Below are 14,277 nucleotides of genomic sequence, written 5' to 3'. Positions count from 1 at the left end.
GCCGCCAATCCTTATATGAAAAACTTGGCCTTATGCGGAGTAGCGCTGGAAAACGAGCGTCGCGTTGGTGCCGCCGAAACCGAAGGAGTTCGACAGAACGGTGTCGATCCCTGCGTTGTCGATGCGCTTGCGTACGATCGGCATGCCCTCGAATTCCGGATCGAGCGTCTCGATATGGGCGCTTTCGCCGATGAAGCCGCCTTGCATCATCAGGATCGAATAGATGGATTCCTGCACGCCCGCCGCGCCCAGAGAATGGCCGGTCAGCGACTTCGTCGACGTGATGAACGGCATCTTCTCGCCGAACACTTCACGGATTGCGCCCATTTCCTTGGAATCGCCGACCGGCGTCGAGGTGCCGTGCGTGTTGATGTAGTCGACCGGCGTGGAAACCGTCGCCAGCGCCTGGCGCATGCAGCGGACCGCGCCTTCGCCCGAGGGCGCAACCATGTCGAAACCGTCCGAAGTGGCTCCGTAGCCGACGATCTCGGCATAGATCTTGGCGCCGCGCGCCTTGGCGTGCTCCAGCTCTTCCAGCACCAGCACGCCGGCGCCGCCGGCTATGACGAAGCCGTCGCGATTGGCGTCATAGGCGCGCGATGCGGTCGAGGCCCTGTCGTTGAACTTCGACGACATGGCGCCCATGGCGTCGAACAAGTCCGACATCGTCCAGTCAAGATCCTCGTGGCCGCCGGCAAAGACCATGTCCTGCTTGCCCCACTGGATCAGCTCGTAGCCATTGCCGATGCAATGCGCCGAGGTCGAGCAGGCCGAGGAGATCGAATAGTTGACGCCATGGATCTTGAACCATGTGGCCAAGGTTGCCGAGGCCGTCGACGACATCGCCTTCGGCACCGCGAAGGGACCGATGCGCTTGGGGCTGCCGTTCTTGAGCGTGGTTTCGGCCGCCTCGACGATGGTGCGCGTGGAGGGGCCGCCCGAACCCATGACGATGCCGGTGCGCTCGTTGGTGATGTCGCTCTCGTCGAGGCCGGCATCCGCGATCGCCTGGTCCATGGCGACGTGATTCCACGCCGCGCCCTGGCTCAGGAATCGCATCGCGCGGCGGTCGATCATCGCCGAAGGATCGAGCGTCGGCGCGCCCCAGACCTGGCACCGGAAGCCATGTTCGGCAAAGGAGTCGGAAAAGCTGATGCCGGATCTGGCGTCATGCAGCGAGGTCTGCACCTCGTTGGCATTGTTGCCGATCGACGACACGATGCCGAGGCCTGTGACTACGACACGTCTCATTCGCAACTCCTTCCAGGGATGCTGGCCAATGCGCGGGCCAGGGCTGCGGTCAAGCGACCGCCGACTGCTTGGACAGACCGACCTTCAGGTCCGTCGCCGCATATATGGGCTCGCCATCCGCCTTCATCCAGCCATCGGCGATGCCGAGCACCAGCCGGCCGCGCATCACACGCTTGAAATCAACGCCGTACTCGACCTTCTTGACCGATGGCGTGACCATGCCCTTGAACTTGACCTCTCCGGTCGACAGCGCCATTCCCTTGCCGGGTTCACCAAGCCAGCCGAGATAGAAGCCGGTCAATTGCCACAGGGCGTCAAGGCCCAGACAGCCCGGCATGATCGGATTGCCGATGAAATGGCAGGCAAAGAACCACAGGTCGGGATTGATATCGAATTCCGCGCGAATGAAACCCTTGTCGAAGGCGCCGCCGGTCTCGCTGACCTCGGTGATACGGTCGAACATCAGCATCGGCGGGTAGGGCAACTGGGCATTGCCCTCTCCGAACAGCTCGCCACGAGCGCAGGCCAGCAATTCTTCGTAGTCGTAGCTGGATTTCGAACCCGCCATCAATTTCGTCCCCATATCGTCCGGGCGGTAGCGCGCCCTTGTCGTTGGTGTCCTAACACAATCTGTTTCAGGCCGGAAACCGGCGTTTGCGCTTAACCCGCCAGTCTGCCCGGGTCAATGCGCGCTATTGATCGCATTCGGGCGACAGAATATATGTCAACAGGGGTCCGGTTCCGGCAGACATTCATTTTTTTGCCATTCTGGGCGTGTCTTGAAGCGGGACTGCGAGCTTGGAAGACCAGATGGACCGGGGCTGCCGGAAGGAAAATGTCGCTGTGGACAAGCGGGTACGTGAAGCCGGCCTGAGGCCGACCCGTCAGCGCATTGCGCTGGCCGACCTGCTTTTCGCCAAGGGCGACCGCCATTTGTCGGCTGAGGAACTGCATGAGGAGGCGCAGGCCGCCGGCGTGCCGGTATCGCTGGCCACCGTCTACAACGCGCTTCACCAGTTTACCCAGGCGGGGCTGCTGCGCATTCTCGCCGTCGAAGGTTCCAAGACCTACTTCGACACCAACACCTCCGACCACCACCATTTCTACATCGAAGGCGAAAACAGGATTTTCGACATCGCCAACGGCCCGGTAACCGTCACCAATCTGCCGGAGCCGCCCGAAGGCATGGAGATCGCCAATGTCGATATCGTGGTGAGGCTTCGTCCCAAGCGTCCGGAATGATCGGTCTGGCCCGAACAATCGGTCTGGCCCGAATAATCGGTCCGGCCCGAATAATCGGTCTGGGATGAAATTCCTTGATTGGATAGTCCGGCTCGAATGGGCCGTCGCGGCGGCTACCGCGATCGTCTTCTATGGCGCGACAGGCGTTTCCTGGTGGCTCTTCGCGTTGCTCATCCTGGCGCCGGACCTGTCGATGCTGGGTTATCTCGGCGGCCCACGCGTTGGCGCCATTGCCTACAACGCCTTGCACATTCTGATCGTACCGGTGCTTCTGTTGCTTGCCGGGCACCTCGCCGGCAGTGCGGTCGGCAACGCCGTCGCACTGATCTGGATCGCGCATATCGCGATCGACCGCGCGCTGGGCTACGGCTTGAAGCTGTCAACAGGATTTCAGGATACCCATCTCGGCCGTATCGGGCGCAAAAGCGAGACGTTCAGTCCTTGACCCGCTCGCCCGGATAAGCGCCCCAGACGACCGACTGGGCAAGCCAGCCGGTGTGGCCGTCGAACGTCATCTCGCACCACTGGCCGTCGCAGGCTTTGATCGTGCCCATGACGCCGGGTTCTACGATCGCCACCACTCTGGCATCCTTTTCGGGGCTCTTGAGAAGGTTGATCTGGCCGCCCTTGCCGCGCTGCCAGGGAGCGACGATTGCGGTACGTCGGCCCGAAAGCAGCGACTGGTTGATCCATCCTTCCGAGCCGTCGGCGTCGCGCACGCGCCGCCACGTATCGAATTCCTGGATGATTTCCATGGGCAGGCCAGCCTTCATGTACATCCAGTCGACCGAATAGTTGGCGCCGGGGCCGACACGCGAGTTGACGCGGCCGGATTTCAGGCTGACGAATCGCGGCAGCGGCAGGCCGCTCGGTCCGAGCGTGATGGCGCTCTGGGCGGGAGCGGCCGCGCTTTGCGCGCCGGCAAGCGGAGAATAGAGAAGAGCGCCGAGAAATGCTGCGCTGAGGGCCAGGCGAAGCGACGCGAAACCAGACACTTTCGTTCCTTTCGGCACCGGCCCGATGGCTGCGGCACCCCTTTTTCTTTGTCTTCGGCGGCACCGCTTGTTACATGGGTAAATCGGCTACCGCGACCGGCTTTCAGTTTCGCCTGTCTTGGTTAAAGAGGTCTCAACGAGGGAAACAATGGTAGGCAAAAAGAAGCCTCTCGTGGTCATCACGCGAAAGCTGCCCGACCCGGTCGAGACCCGCATGCGCGAGCTGTTCGACGCAAGGCTGAACGTCGAGGACAGGCCGATGACGCAGCCGGAACTGGTCGCCGCGGTCAAGGAAGCCGACGTGCTGGTGCCGACCGTGACCGACCAGATCGACGCCGCACTGATTGCCCAGGCCGGCGACAATCTCAAGCTGATCGCCAATTTCGGCAACGGCGTCGACAAGATCGACGTGGCGGCGGCGGCCAAGAGGGGCATCACCGTCACCAACACGCCCAACGTGCTCACCGAAGATACCGCCGACATGACCATGGCGTTGATGCTGGCGGTGCCGCGCCGGCTGGCGGAAGGCGCCAGTGTGCTCACGGGCGACAAGAAATGGGCCGGCTGGTCGCCGACCTGGATGCTTGGCCGGCGCATCTGGGGCAAGCGGCTCGGCATTGTCGGCATGGGCCGCATCGGCACCGCCGTTGCCAGGCGAGCCAAGGCTTTCGGCCTGTCCATTCACTATCACAACCGGCATCGTGTGCTGCCGGCGGTCGAGGATGGGCTGGAGGCGACCTATTGGGAAAGTCTCGACCAGATGCTGGCCCGCATGGACATCATCTCGGTGAATTGTCCCTCGACACCCGCTACCTTTCATCTTCTGTCGGCGCGGCGGCTCGCGTTGCTGCAGCCCACCGCCTATATCGTCAACACTGCCCGCGGCGACATTATCGACGAAGAAGCGCTGGTCAAGCTGATCCAAGACGGCAAGATCGCCGGCGCCGGCCTGGACGTTTACGAGCACGAACCGGCCCTGAACGGCAAGCTCTTGAAGCTGGCCGCCAGGAACAAGGTCGTGCTTCTGCCGCATATGGGCTCGGCCACGCTCGAGGGCCGCATCGACATGGGCGAGAAGGTCATCATCAATATCCGCGCCTTCGTCGATGGCCATCGCCCGCCGGACCGCGTGCTGCCGCTCAGGACCTGAAAACCTTCCAGGCGCCGGCTCTCATAAACCGAAGCTTACGAAATGGTCTTGCGCATGGTGATGGACGTCGGCCTGTCATAGCCCTCATGCGCCGTCCGTTCGGTTTCGCGAAAGCCGAGCCGGGCAAAGGCGGCATGATTTGCGGCCAGTTCGATCCTCGTCTCCAGTTCGATGTCGGCCTTGCCGAGGCTGCGGGCCAGATCTTCGGCCGCTTGCATCAGCCGCCGGCCAATGCCTTGCCCCTGCCGGTCCGGGGCGACGGCGAGCTTGCCGACATAAAGACCCTCGGCCTTTTCGAGAGCAAAAACGCAGCCCACGATCCTGTCGCCGTCGAGCGCCAGAAAGCCTGTCTCCCGCAAGGCTTTGGCGCGCAGTGCTTCGACTGTGAGCAGGTGAGCCGACGACGGCGGGTCGATGATGCCGTCCATGAAGGCGAAGGCATGCATGATCAGGGCAAGCACATCACCCCAGCGGCCGAAATCGGCGGGGATTTGCGTGATCGAAACAGGGGGTTGTTCCAAGATCAGCGTCTTTTGTAGCGGATGGTCTCGAAGCGGGCGGCGAGCGCATCGTAAAGCAGCAGCCGGCCGATCAGCGGCTCGCCTATGCCGGTGACCAGTTTGATCGCCTCCATTGCCTGCAGGGTGCCGACGACGCCGGTCAGCGCGCCGAGCACTCCGGCCTCCGCACAGGACGGCACCAGGCCCGGCGGCGGGGCTTCGGGAAACAGATCCCGATAGCTCGGGTTCGGCTTGCCGTCCCTGCCGTCCTCGAAAGGCTTCAACACGGTGACCGAGCCATCGAAACGTCCGACGGCCGCATGCACCAGCGGCTTCCCTTCGCTGGCGCAGGCATCGGCAACCACATAACGCGTCTCGAAATTGTCGGACCCGTCGACGACGATATCGTACTTGGCGACGAGGGCAGGGGCGTTTTCCGCGGTGAGCCGGAATGTGTGCGTTTCGACCGATATGTTGGGATTGATGCGGGCGATCGCAGCGCCGGCGCTCTGGGTTTTCAGCATGCCGACCGTATCGGTGCCGTGAATGACCTGCCGTTGTAGGTTGGAGAGCGAAACAGTGTCGTCGTCGACAATGCCGAGCGTGCCGACACCGGCCGCGGCGAGATATTCAAGCACCGGCGCCCCGAGCCCGCCAGCGCCGATCACCAGCACCCGCGCCTGCTTGAGCTTCTGCTGGCCAGCGCCGCCGACCTCGGGCAGCACGATGTGGCGGGCATAGCGTTCGATCTCGTCGGCGGTGAGGGCGGTAGTCATGTCAGGACCATATAGCGGCCGAAAAATCTTGTCAGGGGTCTTCGGTTGGCCCAACCGTGCCATGGTCGACCGTCAGGAACTGAGCGCGGCCATGCAGGCTGGAAAACAGCGCCGCATCGGTACCCGTCATGAAAGCCTGGCAGTTCAGGTCTTCCAGGATCGAGAACAGTGCCGCGCGCCGGCCGCCATCGAGGTGCGCCGCGATCTCGTCGAGCAGCAGGATCGGCGTCAGGCCGGACATTTCGCCGGTCAGCCGGGCATGCGACAGCACGATGCCGACCAGCAACGCCTTCTGTTCTCCGGTCGAGCAGAGTTCGGCCGGCATTGCCTTGGGCCGGTGCCGGACCATGAGGTCCGAGCGGTGCGGGCCCTCGAGGGTACGTCCGGCGGCGCGGTCGCGGTCGCGGCCATCGGCAAGCGCCCGTCGGAACCGCTCCTCGACATCGACCGCCGGTGCACCGGCAATCTCGGCCTCCAACTCACCCGAAAGGCCGATATCGGCCCGCGGAAACGGTCCGGTGTCGGGCAGCCTGTCGATCATGGCCACCAGCAGGCGCACCAACTCGGCGCGCGCGGCCGCTATCGCCACGCCGGTCTCGGCCATCTGCGTCTCTATCGCCTCGAACCAGCTGGCATCCCGCGAGCCTTCCGTCAGCAAGCGGTTACGGCCTCGCATCGCCTTCTCGTAATCGAGTGCGCGCTGGCCATGGCCGGGATCGATCGCTAGCACCAGCCGGTCGAGAAAGCGCCGGCGATCCGCGGCCGGCCCGGTGAACAGCGAATCCATCGCCGGCGTCAGCCACACGACCCGCAGCCATTCCAGCATGTCCTCGGCCCGCGCCGCGGCTCCATTTATACGCACCCGCCTGCCGCTCTCCGCGGTGTCGCCCCCGGAAATGCCTGTACCGATCTCGACCTCGCCTTCAGGTCCGTCGAGCCGTGCATGCAGGGCAAAACCGCCATCGCCACCCTCACGGGCCACATCCCCGTAGGCTGCGCGGCGCAAGCCGCGTCCCGGTGTCAAAAAGGAGATCGCTTCGAGGAGATTGGTCTTACCGGCACCATTGTCGCCGGAAAAGACCACGGCGCCCGGCGCGACATCTATCGCAAGGGTCGCATAGTTGCGAAAATTGGTAAGCGTGAGCTTACTTATGTGGGTTTGTGCCGGCAACCGCTATCCGCCTGTAGAAGTCGCCGCAACCAAGGCCGGTCGTATCGCCAGCGACGCCGCGCCGGCTATACCCGCATCGGCATCAGCACGTAAAGCGCGGTCTCATCGGCCATGTCGTGGATCAGCGTCGGCGAACCGGCATCGGCCAACATGAATTTGGCCTCCGTGCCGGTCAATTGCGCGGCGACATCGAGCAGGTATTTGGCGTTGAAGCCGATCTCGATCGGGTCGGCCGAATAGTCGGCCGCCAGTTCTTCCGTGGCGCTGCCTGAATCCGGATTGTTGACCGCAAGCGTCACCTGGCCTTCGCTGATCGAGAGCTTCACCGCGCGGCCGCGTTCGGAAGAGATGGTCGAGACCCGGTCGACCGCGGCGGCGAAGCTTTGGCGGTCGAGGATCAGCTTCTTGTCGTTGCCGGTCGGAATGACCCGCTGATAGTCCGGGAAGGTGCCGTCGATCAGCTTCGAGGTGAGGACGACGCTGCCGATGGTGAAGCGGATTTTGGTGTCGGACAGTTCGGTGGTCACGGCGACATCCGGATCGTCGACCAGTTTCTGCAGCTCGCTCACTGTTTTGCGCGGAATGATGATGCCCGGCATGCCCTCGGAGCCGGCCGGCGCGTCAATCTCGGCGCGCGCCAGCCGATGGCCGTCGGTTGCCACCGAGCGCAGCTTCAGCTTGCCGCCGACTTCATGCGTGTGCAGGTAGATGCCGTTGAGATAGTAGCGCGTCTCCTCGGTGGAGATGGCGAACTGCGTCTTCTCGATCAGGCCCTTCAGCGCCACCGCATCGAGGCGGAAGATGTGCGAGAAGGATCCGGCCGAAAGCTCGGGAAAGTCGGATTGCGGCAGGCACTGCAGGCGGAAGCTCGAGCGGCCCGACGTCACCGTCATGGCGTTGCCGTCCTCATCCGTCTTCAGCATTACCTCGGCGCCGTCGGAGAGCTTGCGCACGATGTCATAGAGCAGGTGCGCGGGGACCGTCGTCGCGCCGCCGCGCTCGACCTTGGCGGGCGTCGCTTCCGTCACCTCCAGGTCGAGGTCGGTGGCTTTCATTTCGAGGCTGGCGCCGTCCGCGCTGAGAAGCACGTTCGACAGGATCGGTATGGTGTTGCGCCGTTCGACCACGCGGTGCACGTGGTTGAGCGACTTCAGGAGATTTGACCGTTCCAGGATAACACGCATGACGAAAACAGGCTCGCTTGAATGAATGAACGGGTCTCCGGCTGCCGGCGCCCCGCGAAAGCTCTGAACAGGCTTCAGAATCTACGCAAACTGACAGGAAAAAACCAGTGAACGCAAGCCCGCGCCACCGGTTCGGGCCGGTTGCGCGGGCTTTCTGGGGATAAAGCTGGCCAACCCCGCAAGCGGGCGCTTTCCAGCCGGTCAGGCCTGGTCGTTGATCAGCCTTCTCAGCAATTCCAGTTCCTGCGCCAGCGTGTTGTCATTGCCGGAAAGGTCCTCGATCTTGCGCACGGCGTGCAGCACCGTCGTGTGATCGCGGCCACCGAAGCGCCGTCCGATTTCCGGCAGCGAGCGCGGCGTCATCACCTTCGACAGATACATGGCGACCTGTCGCGGCTTGACGATGGTGCGCGTGCGCCGATTGGACAGCAATTCCGTCTTCGAGACGTTGTAGTGACGCGCCACGATGCGCTGAATGTCCTCGATGCGGACCCGCTTCGGCTCGCCCGTGCGATAGATGTGGCCGAGGATCTCGTCGATGCGGTCGATGGTGATCTGCGGCTCGAACGACTGGCGAAACAGGAGCTGGTTGAAGGCGCCCTCCAGTTCACGTCCGCTGCCGGTCACGGTGCGGGCAACGTGGTTGAGGATCTCTTCGGAAATGCCCAGCGATGCATCGTCGATCCTGGCCGTGGCCAGACGCAGTTTGAGCATGCCGAGCCGCATGGCGAAATCGGGCGCCGACATTTCGAGCGCGACGCCGCCATTGAGACGCGAACGGACCCGCGGTTCGAGCGATTCCAGCTCCGACGGTGGCCGGTCGGCGGCAACGACGACCTGCTTGGCGCTGTCGAGCAGCATGTTGATCAGATGACAGAATTCATGCTGGATCGATTTGCCCTGCAGGAATTGCATGTCATCGATGATCAAGAGATCGATGTCGCGCAACTGCTCCTTGAGCGTCAGTGCGTTGTTGTCGCGGATCGCCGTGGCGAAGCGCCACATGAAATACTCCGCGGTGAGGTAGACGACGCGTGACTTCGGGTTCTGCTTCAGCGATTCCGCCGCGATGGCCTGCAGCAGGTGCGTCTTGCCGAGCCCGACGGTGGCATGCAGGAAAAGCGGGTTGAAGCGTACCGCGCTCGACTGCGATTCCGCCACGGCCTTGGCGGCGGCGAAGGCAACGCGGTTCGACGGTCCCTCGATGAAGGAGCCGAACGTGTAACGCGGATCAAGCGGTGATCCCAGGACATTGTGGCGGAACTCGCTCTCGACCGGCACGCCCGGACGCGGCATCGGAGACCGCTCCACCCTACTTGGACTGACGGTGCCGGCGGCCAGCGCCGTCTGCGTCTGCCGCGTCATCTTGCGGGCCGGCGCCAATTCCGGTTCGGGCTGGCCGCGCCCCTGACGGGTTGCGGTGCGCACGACGATTTCGATCTTGAGAAGCTCGGGATCCTCGTGCTTCCACAGCTCTGAAATGAGATCATGATAGTGGCCGTTGATCCACGAGCGCAGGAATGCGGTGGGCACGGAGATGCGGACAATGCCCTTGGACGCTTCCGCGACCTTCATGCGCCCAAACCAGCTGGAATAGACTTCGGTTCCCAGGCGCGCCTTCAACTGGGCCTTGACCCGGTCGAACTTCTGTTCCGCGTCGCTGGAGACCGCCATCTCGTTTGCTCCGATCAAAGTTCCAGGAAATGGGAGGTCGCCCGTAAGCTCCCTTTCGATGCCGCTCTGCATGATCGAGTTCCTTGCCTTTCTGTACCTGTTTTTCGCTGGGGATGCGCCTCCTGCATCCTTTTCCGGCGACCGTGTCTTCGCTACGATGGCCATTGCCGCCGCCGGCAATGAACGTCGCCCACTATCCGACGGGAACCGGTGCCGGCCCATGGAAGCCAGTCCGCGTTGGGTATGTCAGGGCAATACAACACCGTCCGGCGAAAGAGCGCCGGCGCGCCGTCCTACCTGCCATGTCTAGTTACGCCAGTCCCCTACCGTATCGAAAAAGAGCAAACCATACCCGTTCGCGGACTTGATCCACGTCGCAAATCCCGCCAATTTAAGCTGGCCGCGTAAGGCTGGGTTAGGGCCAGAGGCCCGTCCCGTTCGATAGATCGACATTACCGAAATCGCTGTGGATAGGGCAAGGCCACGTCTAACGGATTTTTAAGGAATCTGGTTACCTCGGGCAGGTTGGAGCGCCATGCCGCAGCGGCATATTTTGACAAAGCCATTGGGATTCAAACCCTTTTCCGAGGAATATGAAAAAGCCGGGCCGGCGCGAAATTTTCTGAAATAATTCACTTGACAGCCAGTTGTCCTCCCGTCTCTTCGGCGCGTTGTGGACAAGCTGTGGATGACTGCCGCTAACCGATTGAAAAAAAATAGCTATTTGTGCGGAGCGTAGTTTTTTCAGTCGGCGCTTTTCAAGCGTGCCGGTCATCGGCGGGCATGTATGTGCCGGCAAATCATTTCGCACTCGGGAATCTGCACTTGGGGCTGTCTGCGGCTATTCTTTTTAAGTACTTGCCGGCAAACGAAAAAACCCGGCGCGATCGGCCGGGTTCGAAGAAGATCGTCCTGAAAAGGCGATGTCAGGCCGACAGCACCTTGAGGCGCTGGGCGAGGCGCGACACCTTGCGGGACGCTGTGTTCTTGTGCATCACGCCCTTGGTTGCGGCGCGCATCAATTCCGGCTCGGCTGCCTTGAAGGCGGCCTGTGCGGCGGCCTTGTCGCCGGAGGCGAGTGCCTCTTCGACCTGGCGCACGTAGGTGCGGACGCGCGAGCGGCGGTTCTTGTTGATCGCTGCGCGGCGGGCGATCTTGCGCGTTGCCTTTTTGGCCGAGGATGTGTTGGCCATGATGCCTCTCTTCTGATCTGGTCGGCGCACGCGGCGTGCCGCAGGGCGCAAAAAACAAACGGGCAGCCACGGGGCCGCCTCGGTTGGTGCGGCTTATAGTTCAGCTTTTCCGGCGCGTCAACGCCGACGGGCGTTCTTTTTGCCGATGCCACGGGTTTCGGACGCTGGCCCGCCACGCCCTACCGGTTGGTGAAATTCGGCTTCCGCTTTTCGGCGAACGCCGCCATCCCTTCCTTCTGGTCTTCGAGCGCGAAAAGCGAGTGGAACAGGCGGCGTTCGAAGCGCAATCCCTCGGCAAGCGTCGTCTCATAGGCCCGGTTCACCGCTTCCTTGGCCATCATCACCGATGGCAGCGAGAAATCCGCGATTTTGGCCGCCGCCTTGACGGCCTCTTCGACCAGCTCGGCGGCCGGAACGACCCGCGACACCAGGCCCGAACGTTCGGCCTCGGCGGCATCCATCATTCGTCCCGTCAGGCACATGTCCATTGCTTTCGATTTGCCGACGAACCGGGTCAGGCGTTGCGACCCGCCCATGCCGGGAATGACACCGAGCGTGATCTCGGGCTGGCCGAATTTGGCCGTATCGGCGGCAATGATGAAGTCGCACATCATGGCGAGTTCGCAGCCGCCTCCCAGGGCATAGCCGGCCACCGCCGCGATGATCGGCTTTCGTGCCCGCGTGAACTCTTCCCAGCCAACGAAGAAGTCCTGGCTGTAGGCATCCGCGTAGGAGATCGCCTGCATTTCCTTGATGTCGGCACCGGCGGCGAAGGCCTTGTCGGAACCGGTAACAACCACGGCGCCGATGCCAGGATCGGCGCAGAAACCGTTCACGGCCGAGACGAGTTCAGCAAGGATCCGGGAATTCAACGCATTGAGCGCTTTTGGCCGGTTCAGCGTGATCAGCCCGACCTTGCCACGCGTCTCGGTGATGATCGTCTCATAGTCCATGGGCTGCTTCTCCTTGCTCGACGGCGGTCTAGCTTACCTCTGACAGGTTCGGCAATAGAAGGTCGAGCGTCCGCTCTGCACGATACGTTGGACATGGCCGCTGCAGCCGGGCTTGGGGCAAGGCTCACCCTCGCGGTCGTACACGGCGAAGGAATGCTGGAAATAACCCAGCGACCCATCGGTGCGCACATAGTCGCGCAGTGAAGACCCGCCGGCCGCGATGGCGTCCGCGACGACCGAACGGATTGCCTCGGCGAGGCCTTCGCTTTGTTCCCTGGCCTTCTTGCCTGGCTTGGCGATGGTGCCTGCCTCGCGCAGGGGTGACAGCCCTGCGCGCCAGAGCGCCTCCGAGACGTATATATTGCCTAAGCCGGCGATCAGCCTCTGGTCGAGAAGCGCTGCCTTGAGCGGCGCTCTGCGGCCTTTCAGCAGCGAGGCAAGCAGACCGCCGTCCAGCGCATTGCCGGTGGGCTCGACACCCAGTCCGCCCAGCATCGGATGCGTCTCCGGCGGCTCTTCCGCAAACAGCATGAAACCGAAGCGGCGCGGGTCGTTGAAGATCACCCGGGAGCGCGCGCCGGCCGCGGAAACGACATGGAACACGACATGATCGTGCGCCGCGCTCTTCGAACGCTCATGATGGAACACGCCCGTTGTCTCGTCGTCGTCGCCGGTCTCGATGCGAAAGGAGCCCGACATGCCGAGGTGGCAGATCAGAACCGGACCACCTTGCATATGCATGGTCAGATATTTGGCGCGCCGGCCAAGCGCCGTGACCGTCCTGCCCGTCAGCCGCTCCGAGAACCGTTCGGGAAAGGGGAAGCGCAGATCGGGTCGTCTCATCTCGACCTTGGCCAGATGGGCACCTTCCAGGACCGGCTGCAGGCCGCGCCGGACCGTTTCGACTTCGGGCAATTCAGGCATGGCCGCCAATCGTGGCGTGGAAGGACGTGCCGTTACGGCCGCGCGCCAGCCGCAGATGTTCGGCAACCGTCTCGCCGATATCGGCGAATGTCGCCCTCAGCCCTATGTCGCCGCCTTTGAGGCCGGGTCCAGTGCCGATGACCGGAATGCGTTCGCGCGTATGATCGGTGCCGCGCCAGGTCGGATCGTTGCCGTGGTCGGCGGTCAGGATGAGAAGGTCGCCCTGCTTCAGCTTCGCAAACGCCTCCGGCAGACGCCGGTCGAAGGCCTCGAGTGCGGCGGCATAACCGGCGACGTCGCGGCGATGGCCGAATTCGGTGTCGAAATCGACGAAATTGGCGAACACGAGGTCACCGTCGCCGGCCTCGTCCATGGCGCCCAGCGCCTGGTCGAACATGGCCATGTTGCCCGCCGCCTTGCGCACCTGCGAAATCCCGCGATGGGCGAAGATGTCGCCGATCTTGCCAACGGCGATGACGCGGCTGCCGCGCGCCGTCAGCCGGTCGAGCAATGTCGCTTCGGGTGGCGGCACGGCGTAGTCCTGGCGGTTGTAGGTTCGCTCGAAGGTGGCTGATGTCTCGCCGACGAAGGGGCGCGCGATTACCCGTCCGATCCTCAGCGGGTCAACCAGCCGGCGAACCACCTGGCACAATTCATAAAGCCGCTCCAGGCCGAAATGGACCTCATGCGCGGCGATCTGCAGGACGGAATCGACCGATGTGTAGCAGATCGGCTTGCCCGTGCGGATGTGTTCCTCGCCGAACCGCTCGATGATCTCGGTGCCTGGCGCATGGCAATTGCCGAGGATGCCTGAAACCTTGCCCTCGCGGATGATCGCCTCAGTCAGGTCGGCCGGAAAGGCGGGAACCGTATCCGGGAAATAACCCCAGTCGAAGCGTACTGGCAGGCCTGCGATCTCCCAGTGGCCGGAAGGCGTGTCCTTGCCGCTCGAAATCTCCTGCGCCGCGCCATGGAAGGCATTGGCGAGCAGGTCCGTCCCGAAATGAGCAAAACCCAGTCCTGTCGCCGTCTCGGCCGCCTTGCCAAGTCCCAGCGATGCCATGTGGGGGACGAACAGTGGTCCCTGACGAAGCCCGTCGCGATCGGCGCGCCCTTCCGCGCAAGCTTCGGCGATGTGCGCCAGCGTGTTTGCACCGGCGTCGCCATAGCGTTCTGCGTCGGCCGCGCCGCCGATGCCGAAGGAATCCAGGACAAAGAGGAATGCACGCGCCATCGGGTCATTTGTTGCCAGTGTGGACCTCAA

Annotated in this window: 15 protein-coding genes; 3 read left to right on the top strand and 12 right to left on the bottom strand. The window is 63.1% G+C overall.

Features of this window, described 5'->3' with window-relative positions:
• Positions 1–30 precede the first annotated feature (30 nt).
• Both fabB and fabA read right to left on the bottom strand, forming a co-directional pair.
• Positions 31–1,251 carry a beta-ketoacyl-ACP synthase I gene (fabB, locus tag LB557_RS16765; protein ID WP_015313997.1) on the bottom strand — a complete coding sequence of 407 codons (1,221 nt, stop codon included), beginning with the start codon at positions 1,249–1,251 and terminating at the stop codon, positions 31–33.
• Between the two features lie 49 nt (positions 1,252–1,300).
• Positions 1,301–1,819: a 3-hydroxyacyl-[acyl-carrier-protein] dehydratase FabA gene (gene fabA / locus LB557_RS16760; protein WP_015313996.1), complete on the bottom strand. Its 519-nt coding sequence runs from the start codon at positions 1,817–1,819 to the stop codon at positions 1,301–1,303.
• 242 nt (positions 1,820–2,061) lie between these two features.
• Between fabA and irrA the strand changes: the two genes are divergently transcribed.
• Together irrA and LB557_RS16750 are read left to right on the top strand one after the other, a co-directional pair.
• Positions 2,062–2,493 (top strand): iron response transcriptional regulator IrrA, encoded by a 432-nt coding sequence (gene irrA, locus LB557_RS16755; RefSeq protein WP_015313995.1) that lies wholly within the window; start codon positions 2,062–2,064, stop codon positions 2,491–2,493.
• 64 nt (positions 2,494–2,557) lie between these two features.
• Complete coding sequence (locus tag LB557_RS16750; protein ID WP_224641427.1) at positions 2,558–2,938, top strand: DUF4260 domain-containing protein; 381 nt, start codon at positions 2,558–2,560, stop codon at positions 2,936–2,938.
• Here the strand turns inward: LB557_RS16750 and LB557_RS16745 are convergent.
• Positions 2,928–3,488: an SH3 domain-containing protein gene (locus tag LB557_RS16745; protein ID WP_015313993.1), complete on the bottom strand. Its 561-nt coding sequence runs from the start codon at positions 3,486–3,488 to the stop codon at positions 2,928–2,930. The two genes, LB557_RS16750 and LB557_RS16745, sit on opposite strands and share 11 nt — an antisense overlap.
• Before the next feature lie 148 nt (positions 3,489–3,636).
• Here LB557_RS16745 and LB557_RS16740 point away from each other — a divergent pair, with 148 nt between their 5' ends.
• Positions 3,637–4,638 carry a 2-hydroxyacid dehydrogenase gene (locus LB557_RS16740; RefSeq protein WP_140660652.1) on the top strand — a complete coding sequence of 334 codons (1,002 nt, stop codon included), beginning with the start codon at positions 3,637–3,639 and terminating at the stop codon, positions 4,636–4,638.
• A gap of 35 nt (positions 4,639–4,673) precedes the next feature.
• Here the strand turns inward: LB557_RS16740 and LB557_RS16735 are convergent, their stop codons facing one another.
• The 9 genes from LB557_RS16735 to LB557_RS16695 all read right to left on the bottom strand — a co-directional run bounded on the left by LB557_RS16735 (position 4,674) and on the right by LB557_RS16695 (position 14,247).
• Positions 4,674–5,159 carry a GNAT family N-acetyltransferase gene (locus tag LB557_RS16735; RefSeq protein ID WP_224641429.1) on the bottom strand — a complete coding sequence of 162 codons (486 nt, stop codon included), beginning with the start codon at positions 5,157–5,159 and terminating at the stop codon, positions 4,674–4,676.
• 2 nt (positions 5,160–5,161) lie between these two features.
• Entirely contained in the window at positions 5,162–5,914 is a 753-nt protein-coding gene (locus tag LB557_RS16730; protein WP_015313990.1) for a molybdopterin-synthase adenylyltransferase MoeB, read from the bottom strand.
• A gap of 31 nt (positions 5,915–5,945) precedes the next feature.
• The gene (gene recF / locus LB557_RS16725; protein ID WP_015313989.1) at positions 5,946–7,085 is read right to left on the bottom strand and encodes a DNA replication/repair protein RecF; all 1,140 of its coding nucleotides are present in this window, start codon (positions 7,083–7,085) and stop codon (positions 5,946–5,948) included.
• A gap of 65 nt (positions 7,086–7,150) precedes the next feature.
• On the bottom strand, positions 7,151–8,269 hold the full coding sequence (dnaN, locus tag LB557_RS16720) for a DNA polymerase III subunit beta (RefSeq protein ID WP_015313988.1): 1,119 nt from the start codon (positions 8,267–8,269) through the stop codon (positions 7,151–7,153).
• A gap of 201 nt (positions 8,270–8,470) precedes the next feature.
• Complete coding sequence (gene dnaA / locus LB557_RS16715) at positions 8,471–10,015, bottom strand: chromosomal replication initiator protein DnaA (protein ID WP_015313987.1); 1,545 nt, start codon at positions 10,013–10,015, stop codon at positions 8,471–8,473.
• An 854-nt stretch (positions 10,016–10,869) separates the two neighbouring features.
• On the bottom strand, positions 10,870–11,136 hold the full coding sequence (gene rpsT, locus LB557_RS16710; protein WP_015319343.1) for a 30S ribosomal protein S20: 267 nt from the start codon (positions 11,134–11,136) through the stop codon (positions 10,870–10,872).
• A gap of 179 nt (positions 11,137–11,315) precedes the next feature.
• Positions 11,316–12,089 carry an enoyl-CoA hydratase gene (locus tag LB557_RS16705; RefSeq protein WP_015319342.1) on the bottom strand — a complete coding sequence of 258 codons (774 nt, stop codon included), beginning with the start codon at positions 12,087–12,089 and terminating at the stop codon, positions 11,316–11,318.
• Between the two features lie 33 nt (positions 12,090–12,122).
• A complete protein-coding gene (gene mutM, locus LB557_RS16700) occupies positions 12,123–13,013 on the bottom strand; it encodes a bifunctional DNA-formamidopyrimidine glycosylase/DNA-(apurinic or apyrimidinic site) lyase (protein ID WP_224641431.1) in 891 nt (296 codons plus the stop codon).
• Complete coding sequence (locus LB557_RS16695; RefSeq protein WP_140660656.1) at positions 13,006–14,247, bottom strand: phosphopentomutase; 1,242 nt, start codon at positions 14,245–14,247, stop codon at positions 13,006–13,008. The genes mutM and LB557_RS16695 overlap by 8 nt, the downstream gene beginning before the upstream one ends.
• Positions 14,248–14,277: the final 30 nt, after the last annotated feature.

The sequence above is a fragment of the Mesorhizobium sp. BR115XR7A genome (assembly GCF_020165315.1).
In the GTDB taxonomy this organism is placed as follows: Bacteria; Pseudomonadota; Alphaproteobacteria; order Rhizobiales; family Rhizobiaceae; genus Mesorhizobium; species Mesorhizobium australicum.
Note: the sequence above shows the minus strand (reverse complement) of the source record. Positions and strands in the feature narration are given on the sequence as shown.